This is a genomic window from Gudongella sp. QWL-04 (assembly GCF_058683975.1).
Map to the genome: position 1 here is coordinate 1,135,293 of NZ_CM178754.1, position 19,531 is coordinate 1,154,823.

At 49.4% G+C, this 19,531-nt stretch carries 26 protein-coding genes; all 26 read right to left on the minus strand.

Going from position 1 to position 19,531, the window contains the following annotated elements; all coding sequences use genetic code 11:
• Positions 1-7 precede the first annotated feature (7 nt).
• Positions 8-1,387 (minus strand): hypothetical protein, encoded by a 1,380-nt coding sequence (locus tag AC4PHB_RS05810; protein WP_492137665.1) that lies wholly within the window; start codon positions 1,385-1,387, stop codon positions 8-10.
• On the minus strand, positions 1,384-1,752 hold the full coding sequence (locus AC4PHB_RS05815; protein WP_492137666.1) for a hypothetical protein: 369 nt from the start codon (positions 1,750-1,752) through the stop codon (positions 1,384-1,386). The genes AC4PHB_RS05810 and AC4PHB_RS05815 overlap by 4 nt, the downstream gene beginning before the upstream one ends.
• Positions 1,752-4,031 carry a phage tail protein gene (locus AC4PHB_RS05820; protein WP_492137667.1) on the minus strand — a complete coding sequence of 760 codons (2,280 nt, stop codon included), beginning with the start codon at positions 4,029-4,031 and terminating at the stop codon, positions 1,752-1,754. The genes AC4PHB_RS05815 and AC4PHB_RS05820 overlap by 1 nt, the downstream gene beginning before the upstream one ends.
• Before the next feature lie 203 nt (positions 4,032-4,234).
• Complete coding sequence (locus AC4PHB_RS05825) at positions 4,235-4,621, minus strand: hypothetical protein (protein ID WP_492137668.1); 387 nt, start codon at positions 4,619-4,621, stop codon at positions 4,235-4,237.
• Positions 4,622-4,635: 14 nt separating this feature from the next.
• Complete coding sequence (locus AC4PHB_RS05830; protein WP_492137669.1) at positions 4,636-5,226, minus strand: major tail protein; 591 nt, start codon at positions 5,224-5,226, stop codon at positions 4,636-4,638.
• Positions 5,227-5,229: 3 nt separating this feature from the next.
• On the minus strand, positions 5,230-5,568 hold the full coding sequence (locus AC4PHB_RS05835; RefSeq protein WP_492137670.1) for a hypothetical protein: 339 nt from the start codon (positions 5,566-5,568) through the stop codon (positions 5,230-5,232).
• Positions 5,565-5,996 carry an HK97-gp10 family putative phage morphogenesis protein gene (locus AC4PHB_RS05840; RefSeq protein WP_492137671.1) on the minus strand — a complete coding sequence of 144 codons (432 nt, stop codon included), beginning with the start codon at positions 5,994-5,996 and terminating at the stop codon, positions 5,565-5,567. Before AC4PHB_RS05840 ends, AC4PHB_RS05835 begins: the two co-directional genes overlap by 4 nt.
• The gene (locus AC4PHB_RS05845; RefSeq protein ID WP_492137672.1) at positions 5,989-6,321 is read right to left on the minus strand and encodes a head-tail adaptor protein; all 333 of its coding nucleotides are present in this window, start codon (positions 6,319-6,321) and stop codon (positions 5,989-5,991) included. The genes AC4PHB_RS05840 and AC4PHB_RS05845 overlap by 8 nt, the downstream gene beginning before the upstream one ends.
• 2 nt (positions 6,322-6,323) lie before the next feature.
• On the minus strand, positions 6,324-6,632 hold the full coding sequence (locus tag AC4PHB_RS05850) for a head-tail connector protein (protein ID WP_492137673.1): 309 nt from the start codon (positions 6,630-6,632) through the stop codon (positions 6,324-6,326).
• 24 nt (positions 6,633-6,656) lie between these two features.
• The gene (locus AC4PHB_RS05855; RefSeq protein ID WP_492137674.1) at positions 6,657-7,016 is read right to left on the minus strand and encodes a hypothetical protein; all 360 of its coding nucleotides are present in this window, start codon (positions 7,014-7,016) and stop codon (positions 6,657-6,659) included.
• 12 nt (positions 7,017-7,028) lie between these two features.
• On the minus strand, positions 7,029-8,216 hold the full coding sequence (locus AC4PHB_RS05860; RefSeq protein ID WP_492137675.1) for a phage major capsid protein: 1,188 nt from the start codon (positions 8,214-8,216) through the stop codon (positions 7,029-7,031).
• 19 nt (positions 8,217-8,235) lie between these two features.
• Positions 8,236-8,934, minus strand: a complete 699-nt coding sequence (locus AC4PHB_RS05865) for a head maturation protease, ClpP-related (RefSeq protein WP_492137676.1) — start codon at positions 8,932-8,934, stop codon at positions 8,236-8,238.
• Positions 8,931-10,187 carry a phage portal protein gene (locus AC4PHB_RS05870; RefSeq protein WP_492137677.1) on the minus strand — a complete coding sequence of 419 codons (1,257 nt, stop codon included), beginning with the start codon at positions 10,185-10,187 and terminating at the stop codon, positions 8,931-8,933. The genes AC4PHB_RS05865 and AC4PHB_RS05870 overlap by 4 nt, the downstream gene beginning before the upstream one ends.
• Before the next feature lie 18 nt (positions 10,188-10,205).
• On the minus strand, positions 10,206-11,798 hold the full coding sequence (locus tag AC4PHB_RS05875; RefSeq protein WP_492137678.1) for a terminase large subunit: 1,593 nt from the start codon (positions 11,796-11,798) through the stop codon (positions 10,206-10,208).
• Between the two features lie 117 nt (positions 11,799-11,915).
• The gene (locus tag AC4PHB_RS05880; RefSeq protein ID WP_492137679.1) at positions 11,916-12,143 is read right to left on the minus strand and encodes a DUF7678 domain-containing protein; all 228 of its coding nucleotides are present in this window, start codon (positions 12,141-12,143) and stop codon (positions 11,916-11,918) included.
• A gap of 110 nt (positions 12,144-12,253) precedes the next feature.
• Positions 12,254-12,430 carry a DUF5049 domain-containing protein gene (locus tag AC4PHB_RS05885; protein WP_492137680.1) on the minus strand — a complete coding sequence of 59 codons (177 nt, stop codon included), beginning with the start codon at positions 12,428-12,430 and terminating at the stop codon, positions 12,254-12,256.
• Complete coding sequence (locus AC4PHB_RS05890; RefSeq protein ID WP_492137681.1) at positions 12,420-12,653, minus strand: DUF4314 domain-containing protein; 234 nt, start codon at positions 12,651-12,653, stop codon at positions 12,420-12,422. Before AC4PHB_RS05890 ends, AC4PHB_RS05885 begins: the two co-directional genes overlap by 11 nt.
• The gene (locus AC4PHB_RS05895) at positions 12,634-13,389 is read right to left on the minus strand and encodes a virulence protein (protein WP_492137682.1); all 756 of its coding nucleotides are present in this window, start codon (positions 13,387-13,389) and stop codon (positions 12,634-12,636) included. Before AC4PHB_RS05895 ends, AC4PHB_RS05890 begins: the two co-directional genes overlap by 20 nt.
• Before the next feature lie 132 nt (positions 13,390-13,521).
• Positions 13,522-14,766 carry a site-specific DNA-methyltransferase gene (locus tag AC4PHB_RS05900; protein ID WP_492137683.1) on the minus strand — a complete coding sequence of 415 codons (1,245 nt, stop codon included), beginning with the start codon at positions 14,764-14,766 and terminating at the stop codon, positions 13,522-13,524.
• Entirely contained in the window at positions 14,756-15,919 is a 1,164-nt protein-coding gene (gene metK / locus AC4PHB_RS05905; RefSeq protein WP_492137684.1) for a methionine adenosyltransferase, read from the minus strand. The genes AC4PHB_RS05900 and metK overlap by 11 nt, the downstream gene beginning before the upstream one ends.
• A gap of 1 nt (position 15,920) precedes the next feature.
• Positions 15,921-16,532 carry a P27 family phage terminase small subunit gene (locus tag AC4PHB_RS05910; RefSeq protein WP_492137685.1) on the minus strand — a complete coding sequence of 204 codons (612 nt, stop codon included), beginning with the start codon at positions 16,530-16,532 and terminating at the stop codon, positions 15,921-15,923.
• Positions 16,533-16,580: 48 nt separating this feature from the next.
• Positions 16,581-16,937 (minus strand): HNH endonuclease, encoded by a 357-nt coding sequence (locus AC4PHB_RS05915; RefSeq protein ID WP_492137686.1) that lies wholly within the window; start codon positions 16,935-16,937, stop codon positions 16,581-16,583.
• A gap of 119 nt (positions 16,938-17,056) precedes the next feature.
• A complete protein-coding gene (locus AC4PHB_RS05920) occupies positions 17,057-17,473 on the minus strand; it encodes a hypothetical protein (RefSeq protein WP_492137687.1) in 417 nt (138 codons plus the stop codon).
• A 1-nt stretch (position 17,474) separates the two neighbouring features.
• Complete coding sequence (locus AC4PHB_RS05925) at positions 17,475-17,756, minus strand: hypothetical protein (protein ID WP_492137688.1); 282 nt, start codon at positions 17,754-17,756, stop codon at positions 17,475-17,477.
• Positions 17,757-17,806: 50 nt separating this feature from the next.
• Complete coding sequence (locus AC4PHB_RS05930; RefSeq protein ID WP_492137689.1) at positions 17,807-19,180, minus strand: SNF2-related protein; 1,374 nt, start codon at positions 19,178-19,180, stop codon at positions 17,807-17,809.
• Positions 19,161-19,442, minus strand: coding sequence for a VRR-NUC domain-containing protein (locus AC4PHB_RS05935; protein ID WP_492137690.1), 282 nt, complete (start codon positions 19,440-19,442; stop codon positions 19,161-19,163). Before AC4PHB_RS05935 ends, AC4PHB_RS05930 begins: the two co-directional genes overlap by 20 nt.
• Between the last annotated feature and the right edge of the window lie 89 nt (positions 19,443-19,531).

A 19,531-nucleotide genomic window follows, 5' to 3' on the forward strand; every position in this document is an offset into this window, starting at 1 on the left:
TCCTGGACTAAAGTGGATTTGTCCCGACTTTGATCAGATCAACAGAGACGATGGACAGTACGGCGGATACCTTTTCATTACTGTACACACTTGAAAAAGTACACTGGATGAAGCTGATGCTTGTCAGACTCAAGGTCGGCTCGATGGTTTCTGATACAGAAGGTGGTTCACCAGTTGCAAGTACGGAAAAGCTACCAAACTCAGGCTTACAGCATTCAGAGTGGTAAGAGTTGATGCCGCCAAGGCCGTTATAGGTAACCGTCCAGCTGCCAACACTGACCAGTGTGTTTGCTGTCGTTAGTCGAAGTATTCTGTTGCCCGATTTAGCTACCGCCACAATCGTATTGTTTGAGATGGTAAAACATTCAGGGCAGTCCGGGACCTCATAAAGGTCCGTGTCGTATTCAATTTCAATCAAATTGTCATCTACGCGTTTTGCGCGGACGATTGTAGGAACAAAGCCGATGATCACATCAAACGGACAGAAGTTTACCTTGCCGAAGGTGATACTCGAATCAACACGCTCCGTTTGCTTCAGATCGGTGTAAATGATCGGAATCAACTTGACTTCATTCAGAGATAACGCCGCATGAACGTTCTCTGGGATGATGGCCATTCCAGACCAGTTACGCTGGGTGATAATCCACTGGATGTCTCCGTTTGTCTTTTCAATGCTGAATCCGAGCCGGTAGTCATTGGTCAAAAAAAGGTTTAGATGTACTGCGCCTGAAACAGAAGGAAGCACTCTGGCGATTTCCCAGATGACTGTGCCATCAGCTTGCCTGCAGTAGTTGCGGTACCAGACGGTCCCATCCGTTTTGATGTAACCGACGACAATGCCTTGATCAAGCTCAGCAGAATATTGATTTCGCCACGCCCGGATGGCCCGTACATAGCTGACGCCAGTATCGAGCTGAGAGAGGGTGGATGCATCGTCCCATAGCTGACGCCATAAAATGCCTGAGGAGTCCACCCAAAATATCCACGGCTTTTCATCCGTCACCAAGCGCCATACTCCGCGATACCGCTGCCAGTTACCATCAAAGGCAAGTGCTACGGATGAGCCACTACACAAGGTGAACTGATTCTTCCAGCCCTCCTTGAAGGTGTCCGGGTACTCCCGGATTGATGTTCCAACCACACCGTTATCAACATGAATTTCATAGATTCTATTTGGTCGGCCGTAAGGCTTATATCGTCTGGGAGCAACGCTAACATCCCCAAGTCCGGTCTTTTGCCGGATGGTTTCAACGGTCCAATAATCCGAGTCCATGATGGTCGACCTGGCCCGGCTAACTTGGATGCTCATTTGTGGTGCAGCTTTATTGGCCGGTGTCTGCTGATCGCTCTTTAGCTTTTCCTCCATCAAGGAGTTCACGCTTCTCACAGCGCCACCTCCTCTTTAAGGATCATCCTGAGCTTGCCTTCAACAAGGCTTTTATCCTTATTTCCGTGAGCAAAGTTAATGCGTTTCCAGGCAATTTTATCGTCAGCATACACAAGGTACTTCTTGTCAAGAAAGATCAGCACCAGTGGGGTACCTAGGTCAATCAGGCTGTTTAACTTTTCAGCCTGATTGAAGGTGGACACGATGGTGCCTTCCATGCTTTTAAGAGCGCTGCCGACAATCTGAACGTGATAGCTCCCGTCCAAAAGTCGATTCACTTGCCGGTTTGAGGAATACTCTATCGGGGAGATTTCCTTAAGAATCCTCGACAGGATTTCGCCTGTGGATGTTTCCAGTCGTATCATCAGATTCTCGCCTCCCTCCTAAACTGATCCATAATGATTTCAACAACGCCAGTGAGTTCTTTTTTGCTGTTAATTCCACGGACTTCAATGACACCGGTATGCTCGACAATTGATTTTGTTGCACTGGCTAGGCTGGACCCGCTACCTTTCATGTTGAAGTTTGTGTCTACGTTAAAGTCGGTGGGGATAGATGTTTTCATATCCCTTGAGACCTTGGTCATGATCTGGTCAAAGCCGACACCGATACCTGCGCCCATATTCTCACCAATTCCTGCAAACACAGTGGAAGGTGAATGAATGCCGAGCAGGTCTTTTGCTCCATCAACAATGCCGGAAAAGAAGCCACTGACTTTATCACTGATCCAAGTGCCCATGGATTTGATACCATCCCAGAGGCCGGTAACGATGTTCTTGCCAATCTCAAACACAGCACCTACGGCTTTGCCCAGTCCAAGGACCAGTGCTGAGATAATTTGGGGTAAGGATGCAACAAGCTGTGGTATGGCCTTGATAAGACCTGCCGCAAGTTGAACGGTAAGCTGTATACCCATGGAAATGATGGCGGGTAGGTTATTGGTGATGAAATTGATGATGCTCGTAATAATTTGAGGCAACACAGCAATCAGCTCTGGCAGCGCGTTCAGTAGTCCCTCTGCCAATCCCTTGATAATTGCAAAGGCTGCCTCGAGGATTTTGTCCATGTTATCGAGTAGGACCTGAACAATCAGGAGAATTGCCTCAACGATGGAAGGGATCAGTTCAGGGAGAGCCTCTGCAATACCCAGAGCCAGAGTGACGATCATCTGAATCGCAGCTTCAATGATGGCAGGCAGATTGTCAATGATGCCTTGCACCAGAGTAAGGACAAGCTGCAGAGCGCCTTCCGTAATAGCGGGTAGCGCCTCAATTAAACCTTGAAGCAGCGTCATGACGATAGAAGAAGCACAATCAACGATCGTTGGTAAGTTCTCAACTATTGAGCTTACGATGGCCATAACAATGTCCATACCAACTTGAATGATCCTTGGGAGGTTCTCCATAATCATGTCCACTAGACCGCCCACGGTATTTCCAATAACCTCGCTTATTTTGTCAAAGTCATCGCCTGCTTCAACAAGTCCGGAGGTAAAGTCTCCGAGCAAAGAAACTCCGTCGTCGGCCAGGGTTTGAAGCTGTGGCAGAAGTACGGTCCCCATCACACGCTGTGCGGCTTCCGATCCTTGCTTCAGCCTCTGAACAGAATCATCAAACGCACCGAGCTTTCCGATGCTTTCCTCGCTTAAAACTGCGCCCATCCGCTTTGCTTCCTCGGTTAGTGCGGCGATGCCAGCGCTACCTTGAGCAATCAGAGGATTTAGCTCCTGCGCACTCTTACCGAAAATCTGCATAGCAAGAGCGTCGCGTTCAGTCTCGTTTGAAATTTTACCGAGGGCATCGATGGTTTCCCAATATACGGTCTCGCTGTCCCTTAGCTGGCCATTGCTGTCCGCTACGGAGATACCAAGCTTCGCATACGCATCAGCGAATTTTGCCGAGCCATCTCTGGCATTCGACATAGATTTTACCTGCTTGGCCATAGACCCGGTTAAGGTCTCCATCGAAACGTCGACAAGGTCAGCGGCGTAGCTGTAGGCTTGAAGACTTTCTACGGACATACCGGTGACGGTGGATTGTGTCAGCATCTCGTCTGCATAAGCGGCTGCCTCTACCGTCATGTCGACGAGTGCTTTGCCCGCCCCAATTGCAGCAGTGCCGATAGCGGCGAAGGCCACACCCATAGCCGCACCGACACCCTTGACGACGGAGCCCAGCTTTTCGAATTTTCCTCCGGCCGACTCCGCATCTTTGCCTGTTTTATCAAGCTCATCACCAAATTGGTCTGCTTGTTTTTCAGCTGCGTTAAACTCATCGGCAACGCTATCCAGAGCTTTTTCGTTGCCCTTCAGCTCACGCTCCATACCGTTGAGTTCTGCTTGGGCGTTATTCAGCTGAACCGCCCAGGCCTGAGTACGGCGGTCATTTTCGCCAAACGATGAGGAGGCATTCTCAAGTGCTTTACGCAGGGTTTCGATTTTATCTTTTTGGGCATCGATCTGCTTGGTGAGCACCTCATTCTTGGAGGTGAGGGACTGGACGCTATTTTCGTTTTTGCCGAACTCAGACTCGACCAGTTTCATTTCGGAGCCGAGCACCTTGAACGATTGATTAATGTCAGAGAGGGCTCTTTTGAATTCTTTCTCGCCCTCAACGCCTATTTTTAGGCCAAAGTTATCCGCCATATTCCCATCACCTCCTTAGATTCCATTTGGTATAATTTCATCGATGTAATACTCACGGGATGCCTTTGCGAGTCCGTTGAACTGCTTGTATACCTCCCACTGGTCGAGCAAATGCCCGATTGGCATCAGCCAAACTTCCTGCTCAGAGCGATGAAGGAGGGAAACGCCATAAAAAATTAGTCGGGCAAACAACTCATCGTCGCTTACCCGACCTGTGCGTTTTTTGAGGGTTCATCCTCGCTTTCAACATGGCGCTTCGTTCCTTTGTACATGGCGTCCATGATGGCGTTTTTATACTCCGCGAGCTCAAAGGGAGAGGTCAGAAGCTCAACGATATCCTCAGTAAGCAGCTCCCGCTTTTTTGAAGGATTCTGCAAGTTGTGAACCAGCACCGATTGATTGGCCAGCAGAGTGATCAGCCAAACAACCTCATCCAGTGCCATCTCGAAATTCTCCGTTTTCATGAGTTTTTCGCCCAAATTAGAAAGACCGCCATATCTCTTGGCGATCTCCTTCGTTGCCTTAGTGGTCAGGAGCATTTCATACTCTTGCCCACCGATTGATATTCCTGAACTTCTTTCATTATCCATTTGCTATCCCTCCGTTATGGTGTGACGGTGAAAACAGGCTCATAAACCTGCGTATACCAGCCGGTGATAACGGAAGCTGGAACGCTCGTATCGTCCTCATTTACCTCTGATTTCCACGGATGCTTTCCGTTGCCATCAAGCTTATTTCTTCGCACCACAGTTCCTTCGATAGTCGGGGTGGAAAAGGTGATGCTGTCGCCCTTGGTGGCGAGGTTGGTAGCCGGGATGCCGAATACCACACGGTATAGCCAGAAGTATCGATATTTACCGTTTGATTTCTTAGCTCTGAAACCAACGGCCACAGGGGAACCGCCATCCTCGCTGCCGGATACAACGACGTTATTATCGTCAAGCGTTGCTCCGGTCAGGTCCTCAGCTGCTGTCACGCCGATATCATCAATGCCTAGGGAAAGGGTCCCGCTCTTGAATTCCTTCACGATTTCAGCAGGCCCATCATCGGCATATAGCGTTGCTTCAGCAAGATCTACGGACAAATCCGCCTTCATCGCTTTTGCAAGTTGGATGGGCGTACCGTAGGTTTCATTGCCGCTCAAGTCCTCTGTGATTTTGGCATAGTACAATTTATCTAATCCGATTGTCGCCATTTGTTAATCCTCCAATTCGTAGTTTTTCGCCACATCGATGGCGTAATGGTGATAGCCGGTGTCATCCTCATGTCCGACGTACCGGCGATCGGTTATTATGAAATCCGCATCCAAAAGAATGCGGACAATTTGGTTTTTGACAGCCGTATAGCTTCCCTTGTCAAATAGGGATATCCGTGCCTCCTGGATTTCATGCCGGGGTTTATCGTCGGTGTATAGCTCAAATGTATCAACCATCGGCGTGATCACAGCATATCTATCTGGCGCAGGATCTGAAAACACGCCTGTTTCCAGAGGAACGAGTGGTGAGATGAGGGTGTTGAGTTCACTAAGAAGGCTCATATTTTATCAACCTCCTCTTCAAACGCCCTAATCATCGCATCCACGCAGGCATTTTTACTTGCCGTTTTCGCGGGCTTCAGAAAAGGTTTAGGTGGCTGTCCATGTTTGCCATATTCCAAAACTCCTGCAACCATAGCATTGCTTTTGCCATCCCTACGAGGTTCGGAAAAGCCGACCTTGACGTTGAAATTTCCATCCCGGTCTTGTCTGGCAGAGGAGACTCCAAGGGCTGAAACGAGCTCACCAGTGGATCTGCTATCTTCCTTAGTGCCATTTCCAATAACACTCTGTAGGTTGCTTTTTACTTTAGTTTCGACAACCTCGCCGCCTGCTTTCAGTACGCGGGGAATAATCTCATCTGTTTTCTCGCCAAGCCTTGAGAGCTTCATCAGAAAATCCTCCGGCATTTTAAATGTTGTTTTAGCCACTGGGTTTCACCTCCTTGGCAAGAACCTCAAGATACATGCCGCGCCCTTTGACATCTTCCACCGAGGTAATTTCAAAGCGACCCTCTTTGTTCACCACAATCATCGCAGTCGTAATGGTCACACCGGGTATGCGGCGAAAACGGAAAAGGTCGGTGGCTTCAGAGAAGCTGGCTCTGTTTGCCCATTTCTCATTGCCGTGCCGACCCTCCCGATACGCTTTGACAGAGGCGATGATGTTGTCAACTTCGGTTTTAAAGCCCTCATGATCCTTCATGGTCACTCTTTCAATGATGTCAATGAAGGTGTTCATCTTTCCATAGCTCATAATCACACCTTCCAATCCCGGTCCAGCCGAAGTAAGAGGTTGACCGTATTCCAAACCTGCTGTCCAGCCTGGACATTGTCCGCAAAAAAGCCGCCTGTGCTGCCGTCCCTTGATTCATAGAAGTGGGACGACAGCATGATAACGGCTTGCTCGGTGGTGGGTGTCATTAAGCTGGCTGTATAGGTGTTTTCGGGTAGATGCTGATAGCTCTCGGCGTACCTGACGGCAGCGGTGATGTACATCTGCAAAAGTTCATCATCTGCCGAGTGCTCAAGAATGAGGTTTGCCTTAACTTTTTCAAGCAGTGTCATACCGTCACCATCCTTTCATTGTTCTTAACTATCATCCGCCATAAGCCCAGCGGTTTTAAGCTTTACAAGCAGCGCGTTGAAATCAGAAAGGAGTCCTGCGACATCCTCCGCAGTGCTTGCCACTTGGTTCTCTGCTATGGACGGTTCCGGCACACTGGGATAAGTTGAAACATAAAGGATTCCGTCAGGTCCGACTTTTGCAGGAACGGTATCCGTTTCTGTTTTAGCCGCTGCCTTGATTCCACCCAGCGTGGTTTCAGTAGCGATGGATACAGAAGCAGAAGGAAGCCCCGTTACCGAGGCTCCCTCCTTGATTTCAAGCGTGCCGCCTATGACGGTTTTTTCACCGCCCTGTTCGGTAAAGTTCTTTGTGTTATAACTCATAGTGCACCTCCGTTAAGCCTTCATCTTGAGAATCTGAATTGCTTCAGGAAGCACAAGTTTGCCGTCTACACGTTCTTTGGCCATAAAACCAACCATGCCGTGGCCGGCGAAAAGTTCTTTTAGCTCCATGAAGGAACGGATGCCACGATCACCGATGTTGTAATAGCTAAAATCTCCGAAAGCCATCACAGGTTTTCCAGCTTCGATGGTAGGGACATAAGCTGAAGTATGGATGTTATAACCTAGCAGTTTGTCAGGTTCTCCGACTTGATACGAAGGTTGCCAAATATATGCACCATTGCCATCCTTCAGCTTACGAAGAACAGAAAGAGTCTGGTCGTTCGTAATAAAAGCTGCATTTTTTCTGTATGGACGCTTCAGCGCATAGACAAGATTGATAACCTCATCCGCTGTGATGGAACTTCCAGCGGTAGTAACGCCAACTTGAGCACCACCCGTAGCCGCAAAGATACCTAGTGGCTTGCCGGTACCATTTCCGTTTAGGAAGGCATCCTCCTCTGCATTGGCCAGAGCTTTGGCAAACTGGTCAAGGATATAGCCTTCGAGGTTGAATGCATTGTCGTATAGCAGTTCATCGGTGACCTTTACAGCGACATGAAGTTTATGGGCATCAAGAAGGATTTGTGCAAAAGTTGCGTCTCCAAAAGTGAGCTCGCCGCCTTCTTCAATCCACGCTGCGGCAGGTTTTGTTGCAGCAATATTGATTTTATGGTCGCCACTGGTCCTGATGGTTGTACCAAGTTTTCGGAAGATGTTCTCCTCTGTTAGACCATCAATAAGGCGACTATCATATTCGTCTGGGACAAGATACCCACCGTTTGCATCAATGCCTTCCTGCAAAACATTGTCGACTCTCTTGAAATTGGATCGTAGAGCTTCTAACATAGCCTTTTTATATTCAGCAGAAGCCGTTCCTGTTTTTACTTCAGCCCCTAGCACAGACGGCCTACCAGTCAAAGGTGTGTTTAAGGGCTTTGAAAGCTCACGGTCGAGGGCTTCCTGCTTTTCAAGACGATCGATTTCGTTACCAAGGGTGACCACATCCGCTTCCATCTTGTCGTAAACGGCGGTGTCCTCAGCTGAAACGATGCCATCCGCACCGCGTTTGGTGTCGAGAAAAGCCTTAGCTGTTTCCCATGCTTTTGCGCGTTTCTCACGCAGTTCAAGAATTTTGTTCATATTATTTTCCTCCTCAAAATTAGTGTTGAATTAAAGAGAGCCGCTTCTCCAGCGACTCAATTGGTGTACCTGTTTGTTGTTTGGGCAGCTTGGGCTTTACCTTATCCAGCAGAGAGTTGGTAACGGCCCTGCGGCTAAAGGCATAGGTGAAATCCTCTGTCTGTAGTCGTTTCTTTTCGTCGTCCAGAATGCCGTCTGCAAAACCAAGCTCGATGGCTTTCTTGGCATTGAGCCAGGTTTCCGCATCCATCAGGTGGGATAGCTTTGCTCGTGACTGTCCTGTTTTTATCTCGTAGGCGTTGATGATACTTTCCTTAACCTCCGAGAGCATGGCGATGGCCTTTTGCATTTCCTCGCTGTCGCCGATGGCCACTGTCAGCGGATTATGCACCATCATGAGGGCAGTCGGTGCCATCAGCACAGTTGTTCCGGCCATTGCAATTACCGAAGCGGCAGATGCTGCAATACCATCGATTTTGACGGTGACCTTGCCTTTGTAATCCATGAGCATGGTGTAGATCTGACTTGCCGCAATGCAATCTCCGCCGGGAGAGTTGAGCCAAATAACAATGTCACCCTCACCGGAAGTCAAATCTGCTTTAAATGCCTTAGGGGTGACATCATCATCGAACCATGACTCTTCAGCAATCACGCCGTCAAGGTAGAGTGTTCGGACACTGGAATTATCATCCCGTGCCCAGTTCCAGAATTTCTTCATTCGGTTTCCTCCGTTTCTTTCATATTTGCGAACGCACCCGCGTCCTGCAGTTTGGTCATCGCGCCGTTTATGAGGTAGAGGTCGCCACCAAGCTCTGCCGGGATGCGGTCCAGGTTTTCAAGCTCGCGGATATCATTGGCGCTCATCCAGCCGTTCTGACGTGCGGTGGCGTAACCGCTCATGCGGCTTACATAGTCGCCTCGAAGCAGTCCATCCACATTGAACTTAATGAACAGCTTCGACTTTTCGCTCTCCATGAGCAGTGCGCGGCACATGGACTGTTCCCAGCGCACTACCCAGGGATCCAAGGTGTATTTCACAAACTCTAGAGATTGCTGTTCGATGTTAGAGAAGGACGATTTCTCAAGGTCAGCCAGCATATGAGGCGGCACCCTGAAAATTCGGGCGATCTCATTGATCTGGAACTTTCTCGTCTCCAGAAACTGCGCTTGCTCCGGTGAGATCCCGATGGGCTGATACTTCATGCCTTCCTCGAGAACAGCTACCCTATGAGAGTTTCCACTGCCTTGATAGGCTGCGTTCCAGGACTCCTTAATCTTCTGTGGGTCCTTGATGGTTCCGGGGTGTTCCAGCACGCCGCCCGGAGCAGCTCCATTAGCGAAGAACTTCGCACCGTATTCCTCGGTGGCAATGGCCAGTCCCACGGCATTCTTCGCCATTGCAATGGGGGAGTAGCCAACCAGACCGTCAAAGCCCAGACCAGGAATATGCAGAACATCAGAAGGAGCCAGGTAGACTTGACTGTCCTTGCCAAGAGAAGGACTGTCCTCGTTACTGCGCTGGTACAAATAGAAAAGCCGACCGTTTGAATCACGATCGACTGTCATTTTGTTTGGCATAAGCGGATAAAGCGCAACGACCTCGCCACGGGCGTTTCTAATGATCTGTGCGTAGGCGTTTCCCCATAATAAAAGATGACTCATCAGCGTTTCTCTAAACGCAAAGGAAGTCATCTCAGGATTCGGCTCGTCATGAAGCAGCTTGTACAGTGGGTGCTTGAGGTGTTTTTCCTTTCCGCCGGAATCATTATATTGATAGATATGGAGCGGAAGCCCCGCCAGTGTTTCAGATAATATCCTCACGCAGCTGTACACTGCTGTCATTTGCATGGCCGTCTGCTCATTGACTGGTTTTCCCGCGCTGGTGCTTCCGAAAAAGAAGCTGTAGCGACTGCCACCGAGGGCATCTTTAGGCTTGTCACGCGCCTTGAATATTCCTTGAAGTATTCCCATAGACATCACTCTCCTTTACTAGAAAACAAGCAGGCCGCGATCATCATAGACCGAAGCGCCACTTTCATTGCCGCACCGAATCGCTCGATCAAGCGCCATAATGGTGGCGACTGCGCCGTCGATTTTCTCTGTGGATTTCTCTTTGTCCGCTTTTATATTGCCTGCCGGATCGGTGCGGATATAGATGTTGTCCATCATCCAGCGAAGGACCGGATGACCACCGTGGGCAAACCTTTGTTCTAAGGTTAGCTTCATGAGCTCCTTGGTCGGTGGGCTCATATCCTTGAAGCCCTGACCGAACGGAACAACTGTAAAGCCCATGCCCTCAAGGTTCTGGACCATCTGTACAGCACCCCAGCGGTCAAAGGCGATTTCGCGAATGTTGTATTTCGTACCCAGCTCCTCAATAAAGCTCTCGATGAAGCCATAGTGGACCACATTGCCTTCAGTGGTTAAAAGATAGCCTTGCTTTTTCCAGACATCATAATTCACATGGTCACGCCGCACACGCAAATCGATGTTGTCCTCCGGTATCCAGAAAAACGGGAGCACGACAAACTTGTCATCTTCGTCCAGCGGCGGGAATACCAGAACAAAAGCAGTAATGTCGGTGGAGGAGGAAAGGTCCAGACCACCATAGCAAATTCGTCCCCGTAAGGCTTCCTGATCTACCGCAAAAGCGCAGGCATCCCATTTGTCCATTGGCATCCAGCGTACAGCCTGTTTGACCCACTGGTTCAAGCGGAGTTGCCTGAAGCTGTTCTCCTCGGCTGGATTCTGGCGGGCCGACTCAAATGCCGCTTTAACCTTATCTAGGCCGACTGTAATACCGAGGGAGGGATTGGCTTTTTTCCAAACCTTCGGATCAGTCCAGTCGTCTTCTTGCGCTGCACCATATATGATCGGATAGAAGGTCGGGTCATTTTTTCTACCATCAATGATATCCAGCGCTTTTTGATGTACCTCCCAACAGATGCTGTTCTGATTGTCTCCGGCGGTTGTGATCAAAAAATAGAGTGGCTGCATTCGCGCATCACCACTGCCTTTGGTCATGACATCGTAGAGCTTTCGGTTTGGTTGGGTATGCAGTTCGTCGAATACCACGCCATGGGTATTGAAACCGTGCTTGTTGCCGACGTCGGCAGATAGCACTTGATATGTGCTCCCGGTTGGTAAATAAACAAGCCGTTTCATGGAATCAAGTATCTTGACTCGTTTCGCCAGTGCCGGACACATCCGGACCATATCTGCTGCAACGTTAAAGACGATAGACGCCTGATTACGATCGGCGGCACAGCCGTAGACCTCAGCGCGTTCCTCATTGTCGCCACAGGTCAGCAGTAAAGCAACCGCAGCGGCGAGCTCTGATTTACCCATCTTCTTTGGAATTTCAACATACGCAGTGTTGAACTGCCGATAGCCGTTGGGCTTGATGGTGCCAAAGATGTCTCGAATAATCTGCTCCTGCCAGTCAATCAGCTCAAAAGGCTTACCGGCCCAGGTGCCCTTGGTATGGGAGAGCGCCTCAATAAAGGACACAGCGTAATCGGCCAGAGCCTTGTCATAGATTGAATCCGATGCTTTAAATCGGGTGGGTTTATATTTCTTCAATTTTCTGATACACCGTCACCTCCTTTCGCAGGGCATAAAAAATACAGCCCATCATGGCTGCATAACGAGGAACAGAGCCGGTTGGCTCATATTCCAAGAAGCTGTAGTTTGTTTGTGTTAGCTGTTTTCCTTGTGTAGCAGTAGTTCAAGGGCAAGCTGCGTGTCTGGGTCGGAGGGCTCTATGTCCCAGCCCCTGTCGTAGTTGCATACGACCTTGCCATCTCGTTTGAGCATCAGCTTGCTGATCCTGCCGCCGTCGATTCCAAACTGGGAACCTTCCTCGTAAACCTTCATCCAGTAATGAAAAATGCTGTTGTGAATCTTAAGGCTTCCTTCTTTCCACATGGTGTGCACTCCCTTCGTTTTTGTATGTGTATATTCGCTCTGAAAGCACACAATAGCAAGTCAATTCAGAGATATAAATGCATCAAATATCGTATTGAAAGGGATGTGTTTTACGCCTCGCCTGTCAGGATGAAGTGGGTATATTCCTTGCGGTTTTCTTCGAGGTACACGACCAGCTCATAAAAGCCCATGTCGTTCGCGATGCGCTGCACCGATACTACATCAAACATATTCGTCAGACCGGTGTCGCGTATGGCCAAGATCTGCTTTCGCACCTTATCGGTCATCGTCGCACCTCCGGCAAAGGTCCTCGCCATAGACTACGTTAAGTCCGCTGCCGTTGTACCAGCTAACCATGATGGAGCCGGTGTCATCCACTCCGATTACGGTGCCTTTGGTGCCGATGGGCGGAGCCTGCACATCATCCATGCGAAGAAGCTCCACGCGGCAACCGACCGGAAATTGACGGCGGATGCGCTCAACTACTTCTTCATTCGGAAATCTCATCATCAGTTGCCTCCTTTCCATTCAGCAGGGCATTTACCGCTTCTACTACAGCGGGGTCGTCGGTAGCGGCGGCCAGGTCCTCTGCGCTGAAGCCTTTCTTGGCTCCCGTTCGAAATGCGGCGCTGCCGGTCAGATTCCGAAGAAGCGTCCGGCGCGTTTCTTTGAACTCATCGCCAATGAAGCCGAGTCGCAGGAGGAAGCATCGAAAGGCGTATTTCTCATTGTCGGTTTCCTTTTCCTTGGCAGTCACACGTTTATGGCTCTTAGCTGCATCAAGCAGATGCCCAAGGAAATGAGAAGCTGCACTGATGACCTCAGGCTCCGGAATGCGATCGAACCAAGGGAAGCGGATACGCTCCTCGGTTACCTCAATCTCCAAGCTTTCAGCACCGAGTGCTTTTTTAATGAGCGTCGCTTTGCTATCCACCATCCTGCGCAGGTTGTCAATCGCTGCTTCGGTGGTGTCTTTCAGCGGAAGCTCCATGCAAAGGGCATCTGTGACTTCCTCGGTCTCAGCTTCAAAGCCCACTTCGCAAAGGCGCTCGATAAGCTGCTCAGCCTCACTGCTGTTGGTGAGCTCGTCGAAGGAAAGGATGCCATCCTTGCTGATGGTGAAGTTGTCCACCTGATAAGCACAGGATGGAACACCGAGGTACTTGGCATCGCTTTCGAGAATTTGGGCGATGGCCTGTACCAATCGCTTGCGGTTGGGTCCGGTTACGTTGTACTTGATTTCCATTTTCAAAACCTCCTATCGTTTTGGTATGTACATACATCACTCTAAAGGCACCATATAGCAAGTGATTTTCGAGAAATATATGTGCCAAATCGAGTCGGAGGAGGAGCTGGGTTATCATCAGCGGTGCTATCGTCAGGCATGGCTATCCTCGCTGGCTGTCACCTCCGCATAGGAGTAGAGCAGACCATCGCGCTGGACAGAAACCTTGTCGCTAGAGCCGACCTGTTCGATGTAGCGCTTGACGATAACGTCACAGAACTTCTCATCAAGCTCAATAGTATAACAGGAGCGGTCAGACTGTTCGCAGGCGATGAGTGTTGAACCACTACCACCAAAGGGATCTAGCACCAGGGTGTTACTCATGCTGCTGTTCATAATCGGATACGCCAAGAGCGGGACCGGCTTCATGGTCGGGTGATCACCATTTTTCTTAGGTTTATCAAACTCCCAGATGGTGGTTTCCTTCCGGCCTGTGTACCACTGATGCTTCCCGGTTTTCTTCCAACCATAGAGCACAGGCTCATGCTGCCATTGGTACGGAGAGCGTCCCAGAACTAACGACTGCTTCTTCCAGATGCAGCAACCAGACAAATAAAAACCGGCATCCACAAAGGCTCTCCTGAAATTCAGCCCTTCGGTGTCGGCGTGGAAAACATAGATGCTGGCGTCATCCGCCATGACTGCTTCGGTGTTTGTAAAGGCATCGAGCAGAAAGTGATAGAAGGCGTCGTTACCCATGTTGTCGTTTTTGATTTTTCCGGCGCTGCCTTCATAGTTGACGTTGTACGGCGGGTCGGTGATCACGAGATTGGCTTTGGTACCGGCCATCAGCAAGTCAAAGGTGTCCTTCTTGGTACTGTCGCCACATACCAGCCGGTGCCGACCAAGGGTCCAGACGTCGCTGAGTTTGGTGATGGGCGGTTCCTTTAGCTCTGCTTCCACATCAAAATCATCATCGTGGATGCCGTCTTTGATACTATCCTTAAACAGATCATCCAGTTCAGCGGGATCAAAGCCTGTGAGCGATACATCGAAGTCCGCACCTTGTAAATCTGCAATGAGCAGAGCCAGCTTTTCTTTGTCCCATTCACCGGAAATTTTATTCAACGCGATGTTGAGTGCCTTTTCCTTTTCGACATCCATTTCGACCACCACGCACTCGACCTCGGTTAGCCCTAAGTCGATGAGCACCTTTAAACGCTGATGCCCACCCACAACACAGCCGGTCACCTTATTCCAGATGACCGGCTCGACGTATCCGAACTGTTCAATTGAGCGCTTAAGCTTATCGTATTCCGGATCGCCGGGCCTTAAGTCCTTGCGGGGATTGTAGTCCGCAGGTAGAAGCTCGGCGGTATTCTTTTTCTCAATCTGCATATTTTTTTACCGCCTCTCGTAGTTCGTTATAACGGTCCAGCCATTCCCAGCGAGAAAGCGTTCCGCTGAAATGGCCATATGTTGCTGTATCTGCATAGATGGGATCACGCAAGTTCAGTGCCTCGATGATCGCCGCTGGACGGAGGTTAAAAACCTCGAGGACCGCTTTGCGAAGAATCTCATCAGAAACAGTACCCGTACCGAAGGTATCAATTTCAACCGCAACAGGATCAGCCTTGCCGATAGCATAGGAGATGGCCACCTGACAGCGTTTCGCATAGCCACAACGGACGATGTTCTTTGCAATGGCCCTTGCCATGTAGGCACCGGAGCGATCAACCTTCGTCGGGTCTTTTCCGGAGAATGCACCACCGCCATGAGCAGCAAGGCCGCCATAGCTATCGACCATAATCTTTCGACCAGTCAAACCGGTGTCAGCTGCAGGTCCGCCCTCGACAAAACGGCCGGAGGGATTGATGAGGATTTCGGTATCAACGTCAAACGGGAATTTCTCAAACACTGGCCACAATACTTGGGAGATGATCTCACTGCGGAGAATCTCTAAATCCTTATTAGCGCGGTGCTGTACAGAAACAATAATCGTTTTGATGCGCTTGGGCTTGTCATCTTCATACTCGACAGTGACCTGGGCTTTGCCATCAGGACCAATGCCTTTGATGACGCCATTTTTCATGGTGCTATCGAGCTTTTGACAAATGCCATGAGCAAATACGAGAGGGAGCGGAAGTTTTTCTACTGTCTCATCTGTGGCATAGCCATAAACAGTGCCCTGGTCGCCAGCGCCGAGCATGGAATACCAAGAGGTATCTCCCGCGCGGGATTCCAGCGCTTGATTCACACCACCTGCGATATCCTTGCTTTGCTGGTGGACGAATACAAACACAATGAATTTCCAAGGGTTGTAGCCGACCTCCTCAAGAACTCTATGGACCACCCAGCGGATGTCTACTTTTTTCGAGCAGGTGATTTCGCCCGCTACGATGATTTTGCCTTTTGTCGCCATGACCTCGCAGGCCACGCGGGAAGTTTTATCTTTGCGAAGACAAGCATCGAGAATGCTGTCTGCAATCAGGTCGCAGAGTTTATCCGGGTGACCCTTGCAGACACTTTCAGAAGTTTTGTATTTTGTCATATCATTTTCCTTTCCGGGCGGTTAAGAGCCGCTCCATAACATCATCTTGCGGATTCACACCGCTGTACTCGCCGGTGCAGTTTTCCTTTACGATCTGAAAAATCTCCATCCATAGGCGGTTTGTTTGGTTCATGTAGTTTTGACCCATCGCCACATAGGGGCTCTGAATTGCATTGCCCGTAGTGGGATGCTTTGCCAGAAAGCCGTATTCAGTGACTGCTTCCTCGCACTGAATCCACCTGGCTACGCTCATGGCGTACCGCTCCAGAAGCTGCGGAGCTACAAGCACTGCACAGCCACGTTCGTTCAGCCAAGTCCAAGCGGATTTATAGATCTCGCTCGCAACGAGAGTCTTACCGTCTTTTTGTATGGCTTCGAGCATTTTGTTTGGTTCAGGCATTTCAAGGCCTTTGAGATCTGCTGCATCTTGAAATTCCATCACAGTCAGTTTCCTGCCGCCGGGATTGCCCTCGGCTATTTTGTCGGCTAGTGGCTTCTTTTTTGCGCCCGCGCCGATACGAGCACCGCCACGGTTGGTACCGTCTTTTGCCAAAAATATCACCTCACTTTGCGGGGATGGGGCTATTCCCTCGTTTGAAAGCGCGTTTTTCAACACGAAGCCCCACGCCGCTGTCCAGTTTGAAAAGTTTTAGAGATTTGATCACCCCCACCGGTCACCGCTTTCAGCAGTAATTCGGGAGTGACAGGATTTACAAAGAGCCATCAGATTGCTCTTTTCATTGCCGCCACCTTTGGAAAGCGGAAGGATGTGGTGAACCTCTTCAGCGGGTGTCAGCTTGTCTTGCTTCTGGCACTCCTCACAGAGGGGATGTAATTTGATGTAGCGGTCGCGGATGCGCTTCCAGCTTCTGCCGTAGCGTTTGTTGGACTTGGGGTCGCGTTCGTACTGGTTGTACTGTTTGTCCACGACCTTTTGATGCTCGGCGCAGTATTGCTCACGCTCAGCGAGCCGACCGCAGCCGGGGTAGGCACAGGGACGCTTTGGTTTATATGGCATGGGTTCACCTCACTTTCAGGGCATAGAAAAAGCCACCGCAGGATTTCTCCCGGGGTGGCCTCTGCCTATACTTTCTATACTACCAGTATACCGTGCTTGGCTAAGACATCAACTCTCATTTACTCTCCACTTTCGTTGACCACGACTTTTGTTAAAGCCCAGTCACGCATTCGGTAAGTATGCTGGATGCTGTAGCCCATCTTGGCAGCCACTTCCTCCCATGTACATCCGCAAAGGAAACGGAGCTCAAGTAGCGTCTGGTATTCCTTATTGTCCACGGCTTTGATGCTTAAAACAATCTGGCGCTTAATGTCTACCAGCCGGTGAATATCACAGTCGATTTCCGTCTGGAGATCTACAATCTTTGCAACGGCATCTGCCATAGATGAAACACTGTGGCTGGGATTGCGAGGCATACCCGTGATGGTAGATGTACATTTTGTGGCCAGTTCATTCAAGGAAGCAATCTGCTCAAGCTTGCTGTCGATGCGAAGATCCAGTCGGTAGGCTTGGCTCAAAAAATCCAGAGCTTTCATATCAGCCCACCTCCAATTCGCGAACCTTATTTAGTAGGACCTTCCCATCCAGATTTGAAAGCAACTCAAACCAACCAGAATGGAAGAAGCGTTCAACATCATCTTGCAGACCTTCATTGTTGATAATCTGTTCCCTCAAGATGCGCTTTCGTTTATCCTTCATGGCCTCCTCAGTATCAAGGTCCGGTGTGTGTGGGTGTCGCTTTAGGAAGTGAATTGCTTCACGGTAGTCCTTTACTGCTTGCATAACAATGGCATTCGCCAGGTTTTCATAGGGTTCCATATCGTACCTCCGATTATTTTGGATTTCTCTCGGATTGGCACGGATTGTCTTTAGTTGACTCTCATTTGCAGATCAGCTTTAACAGCATCGATTAGCGCCGACTGGCTTTTATCCTTCAAGGAAAGAGCCCGCAAAATGCGCTCGTCAATCGTGCCTTTGGTAACGATGTGCTGCACCACAACCGTTTCAGCTGTTTGGCCCTGACGCCAGAGCCTAGCATTTGTCTGTTGATATAACTCTAATGACCAGGTAAGACCGAACCACACGATGCACGAGCCACCAGACTGAAGATTTAAACCATGTCCGGCAGATGCGGGATGAATTAAGCCGACTGGTATCTCCTTATTGTTCCATTTGCGGATACTCTCTGCGGTATCCAGCTTAGAAAATGGAATCTTTGTGTTGTGAAGCTTTTCGACGATCCTTTCGTAGTCGTGCTTGTACCAATAGGCCACAAGGATCGGTTTACCGGCTGCCGCCTCAATGATGTCCTCCAAGGCATCCAACTTCTGATGATGGATGACCTGTGTCGCACCACCATCGGCATAAATGGCGCCGTTAGCCATTTGGCAGAGCTTGTTAGAAAGGGCTGCTGCATTTGCCGCTGTTACCTCACCGCCAGGAAGCTCTATTACAAGGTCTCTTGCTAATTCGTCGTAGCGCTTTGCCTCTTTTTCAGAAAGCATGACCGGATGTTCGCTGCTGATCAGTTCAGGCATCTTAAGGTAATCCGTAGACTTCATCGAAATCGTAATGTCAGAGATTTTCTGATAGATGAATTGCTCCGCTCCGGGAAGTGGCTTGTAGCTGTAAATGATTTGGCCATTTCTCTTATCCGGCATAAAGTAGTTACTGCGAAATGCGGTGATAAACCTTCCAAGCCTAACGCCCATGTCCAGTAGTTTGAACTCGGCCCATAAATCCATTAAGCCATTGCTGCTAGGTGTTCCTGTCAAGCCAACCATGCGTTTTACTTTTGGGCGGACCTTCATCAGTGACTTAAAGCGCTTGGCCTGATGATTTTTGAAGGAAGAAAGCTCATCGATAATGACCGTATCAAAGTCAAACGGCAGCCCGCTCTCATCAATGAGCCAGCAAAGATTTTCACGGTTGATGACATAGATATCCGCTGTGGCTTTTAACGCTTGGACCCGTTCCGCTGTATTTCCCACTGCAACAGAAACGATCAAGTCAGTTAGATGATCCCACTTTTCAGTTTCCGCAGGCCAAGTATCTCTTGCCACTCGAAGCGGGGCTACCACTAACACCTTATGTGCATCGAAGGAATCAAACAGCAGGTTATTGATTGCAGTCAGGGCAATGCTCGTTTTGCCTAAACCCATATCAAGCAGTATGGCTGATACCGGATGAGATTCGATGTATTCTATCGCATACTTTTGATAATCATGAGGATTGTACCGCATCTAAAATCCCTCCAATCTGACTCGCTTCGTCTAATATGAAAACTGAAAATCCTAACCCACTTAACAGCTTATGCCTTGCCATCTGTAATGGGCGTGGGTGCCTACCCGGAGCTTTGACCTCAACAAAGGCCATCTTTCCTTCAGGCATCAGAACGATTCGATCCGGCATACCATCAAATCCTGGGGATACAAACTTCAATGCCAGCCCACCGCGCTTTTTTGCTTCCAAAGTTAACTTCTTTTCAATCTCTTTTTCTCTCATCGCTCTATCTCCATCAAAATTTGGTGGTGGTCATTATACTCATTGCATAAAACCCCCTATAAGCTATTTTTTACTTAAAAAACTCTCTA

What these genes read in the sequence shown, in the direction of transcription:
- AC4PHB_RS05815 (WP_492137666.1), bottom strand. Translation starts at nt 1,752, where the DNA reads ATGATACGACTGGAAACATCCACAGGCGAAATCCTGTCGAGGATTCTT.
- AC4PHB_RS05820 (WP_492137667.1), bottom strand. Translation starts at nt 4,031, where the DNA reads ATGGCGGATAACTTTGGCCTAAAAATAGGCGTTGAGGGCGAGAAAGAA.
- AC4PHB_RS05825 (WP_492137668.1), bottom strand. Translation starts at nt 4,621, where the DNA reads ATGGATAATGAAAGAAGTTCAGGAATATCAATCGGTGGGCAAGAGTAT.
- AC4PHB_RS05830 (WP_492137669.1), bottom strand. Translation starts at nt 5,226, where the DNA reads ATGGCGACAATCGGATTAGATAAATTGTACTATGCCAAAATCACAGAG.
- AC4PHB_RS05835 (WP_492137670.1), bottom strand. Translation starts at nt 5,568, where the DNA reads ATGAGCCTTCTTAGTGAACTCAACACCCTCATCTCACCACTCGTTCCT.
- AC4PHB_RS05845 (WP_492137672.1), bottom strand. Translation starts at nt 6,321, where the DNA reads ATGAGCTATGGAAAGATGAACACCTTCATTGACATCATTGAAAGAGTG.
- AC4PHB_RS05850 (WP_492137673.1), bottom strand. Translation starts at nt 6,632, where the DNA reads ATGACACTGCTTGAAAAAGTTAAGGCAAACCTCATTCTTGAGCACTCG.
- AC4PHB_RS05855 (WP_492137674.1), bottom strand. Translation starts at nt 7,016, where the DNA reads ATGAGTTATAACACAAAGAACTTTACCGAACAGGGCGGTGAAAAAACC.
- AC4PHB_RS05860 (WP_492137675.1), bottom strand. Translation starts at nt 8,216, where the DNA reads ATGAACAAAATTCTTGAACTGCGTGAGAAACGCGCAAAAGCATGGGAA.
- AC4PHB_RS05865 (WP_492137676.1), bottom strand. Translation starts at nt 8,934, where the DNA reads ATGAAGAAATTCTGGAACTGGGCACGGGATGATAATTCCAGTGTCCGA.
- AC4PHB_RS05870 (WP_492137677.1), bottom strand. Translation starts at nt 10,187, where the DNA reads ATGGGAATACTTCAAGGAATATTCAAGGCGCGTGACAAGCCTAAAGAT.
- AC4PHB_RS05880 (WP_492137679.1), bottom strand. Translation starts at nt 12,143, where the DNA reads ATGTGGAAAGAAGGAAGCCTTAAGATTCACAACAGCATTTTTCATTAC.
- AC4PHB_RS05885 (WP_492137680.1), bottom strand. Translation starts at nt 12,430, where the DNA reads ATGACCGATAAGGTGCGAAAGCAGATCTTGGCCATACGCGACACCGGT.
- AC4PHB_RS05890 (WP_492137681.1), bottom strand. Translation starts at nt 12,653, where the DNA reads ATGATGAGATTTCCGAATGAAGAAGTAGTTGAGCGCATCCGCCGTCAA.
- AC4PHB_RS05895 (WP_492137682.1), bottom strand. Translation starts at nt 13,389, where the DNA reads ATGGAAATCAAGTACAACGTAACCGGACCCAACCGCAAGCGATTGGTA.
- AC4PHB_RS05900 (WP_492137683.1), bottom strand. Translation starts at nt 14,766, where the DNA reads ATGCAGATTGAGAAAAAGAATACCGCCGAGCTTCTACCTGCGGACTAC.
- metK (WP_492137684.1), bottom strand. Translation starts at nt 15,919, where the DNA reads ATGACAAAATACAAAACTTCTGAAAGTGTCTGCAAGGGTCACCCGGAT.
- AC4PHB_RS05915 (WP_492137686.1), bottom strand. Translation starts at nt 16,937, where the DNA reads ATGCCATATAAACCAAAGCGTCCCTGTGCCTACCCCGGCTGCGGTCGG.
- AC4PHB_RS05920 (WP_492137687.1), bottom strand. Translation starts at nt 17,473, where the DNA reads ATGAAAGCTCTGGATTTTTTGAGCCAAGCCTACCGACTGGATCTTCGC.
- AC4PHB_RS05925 (WP_492137688.1), bottom strand. Translation starts at nt 17,756, where the DNA reads ATGGAACCCTATGAAAACCTGGCGAATGCCATTGTTATGCAAGCAGTA.
- AC4PHB_RS05930 (WP_492137689.1), bottom strand. Translation starts at nt 19,180, where the DNA reads ATGCGGTACAATCCTCATGATTATCAAAAGTATGCGATAGAATACATC.
- AC4PHB_RS05935 (WP_492137690.1), bottom strand. Translation starts at nt 19,442, where the DNA reads ATGAGAGAAAAAGAGATTGAAAAGAAGTTAACTTTGGAAGCAAAAAAG.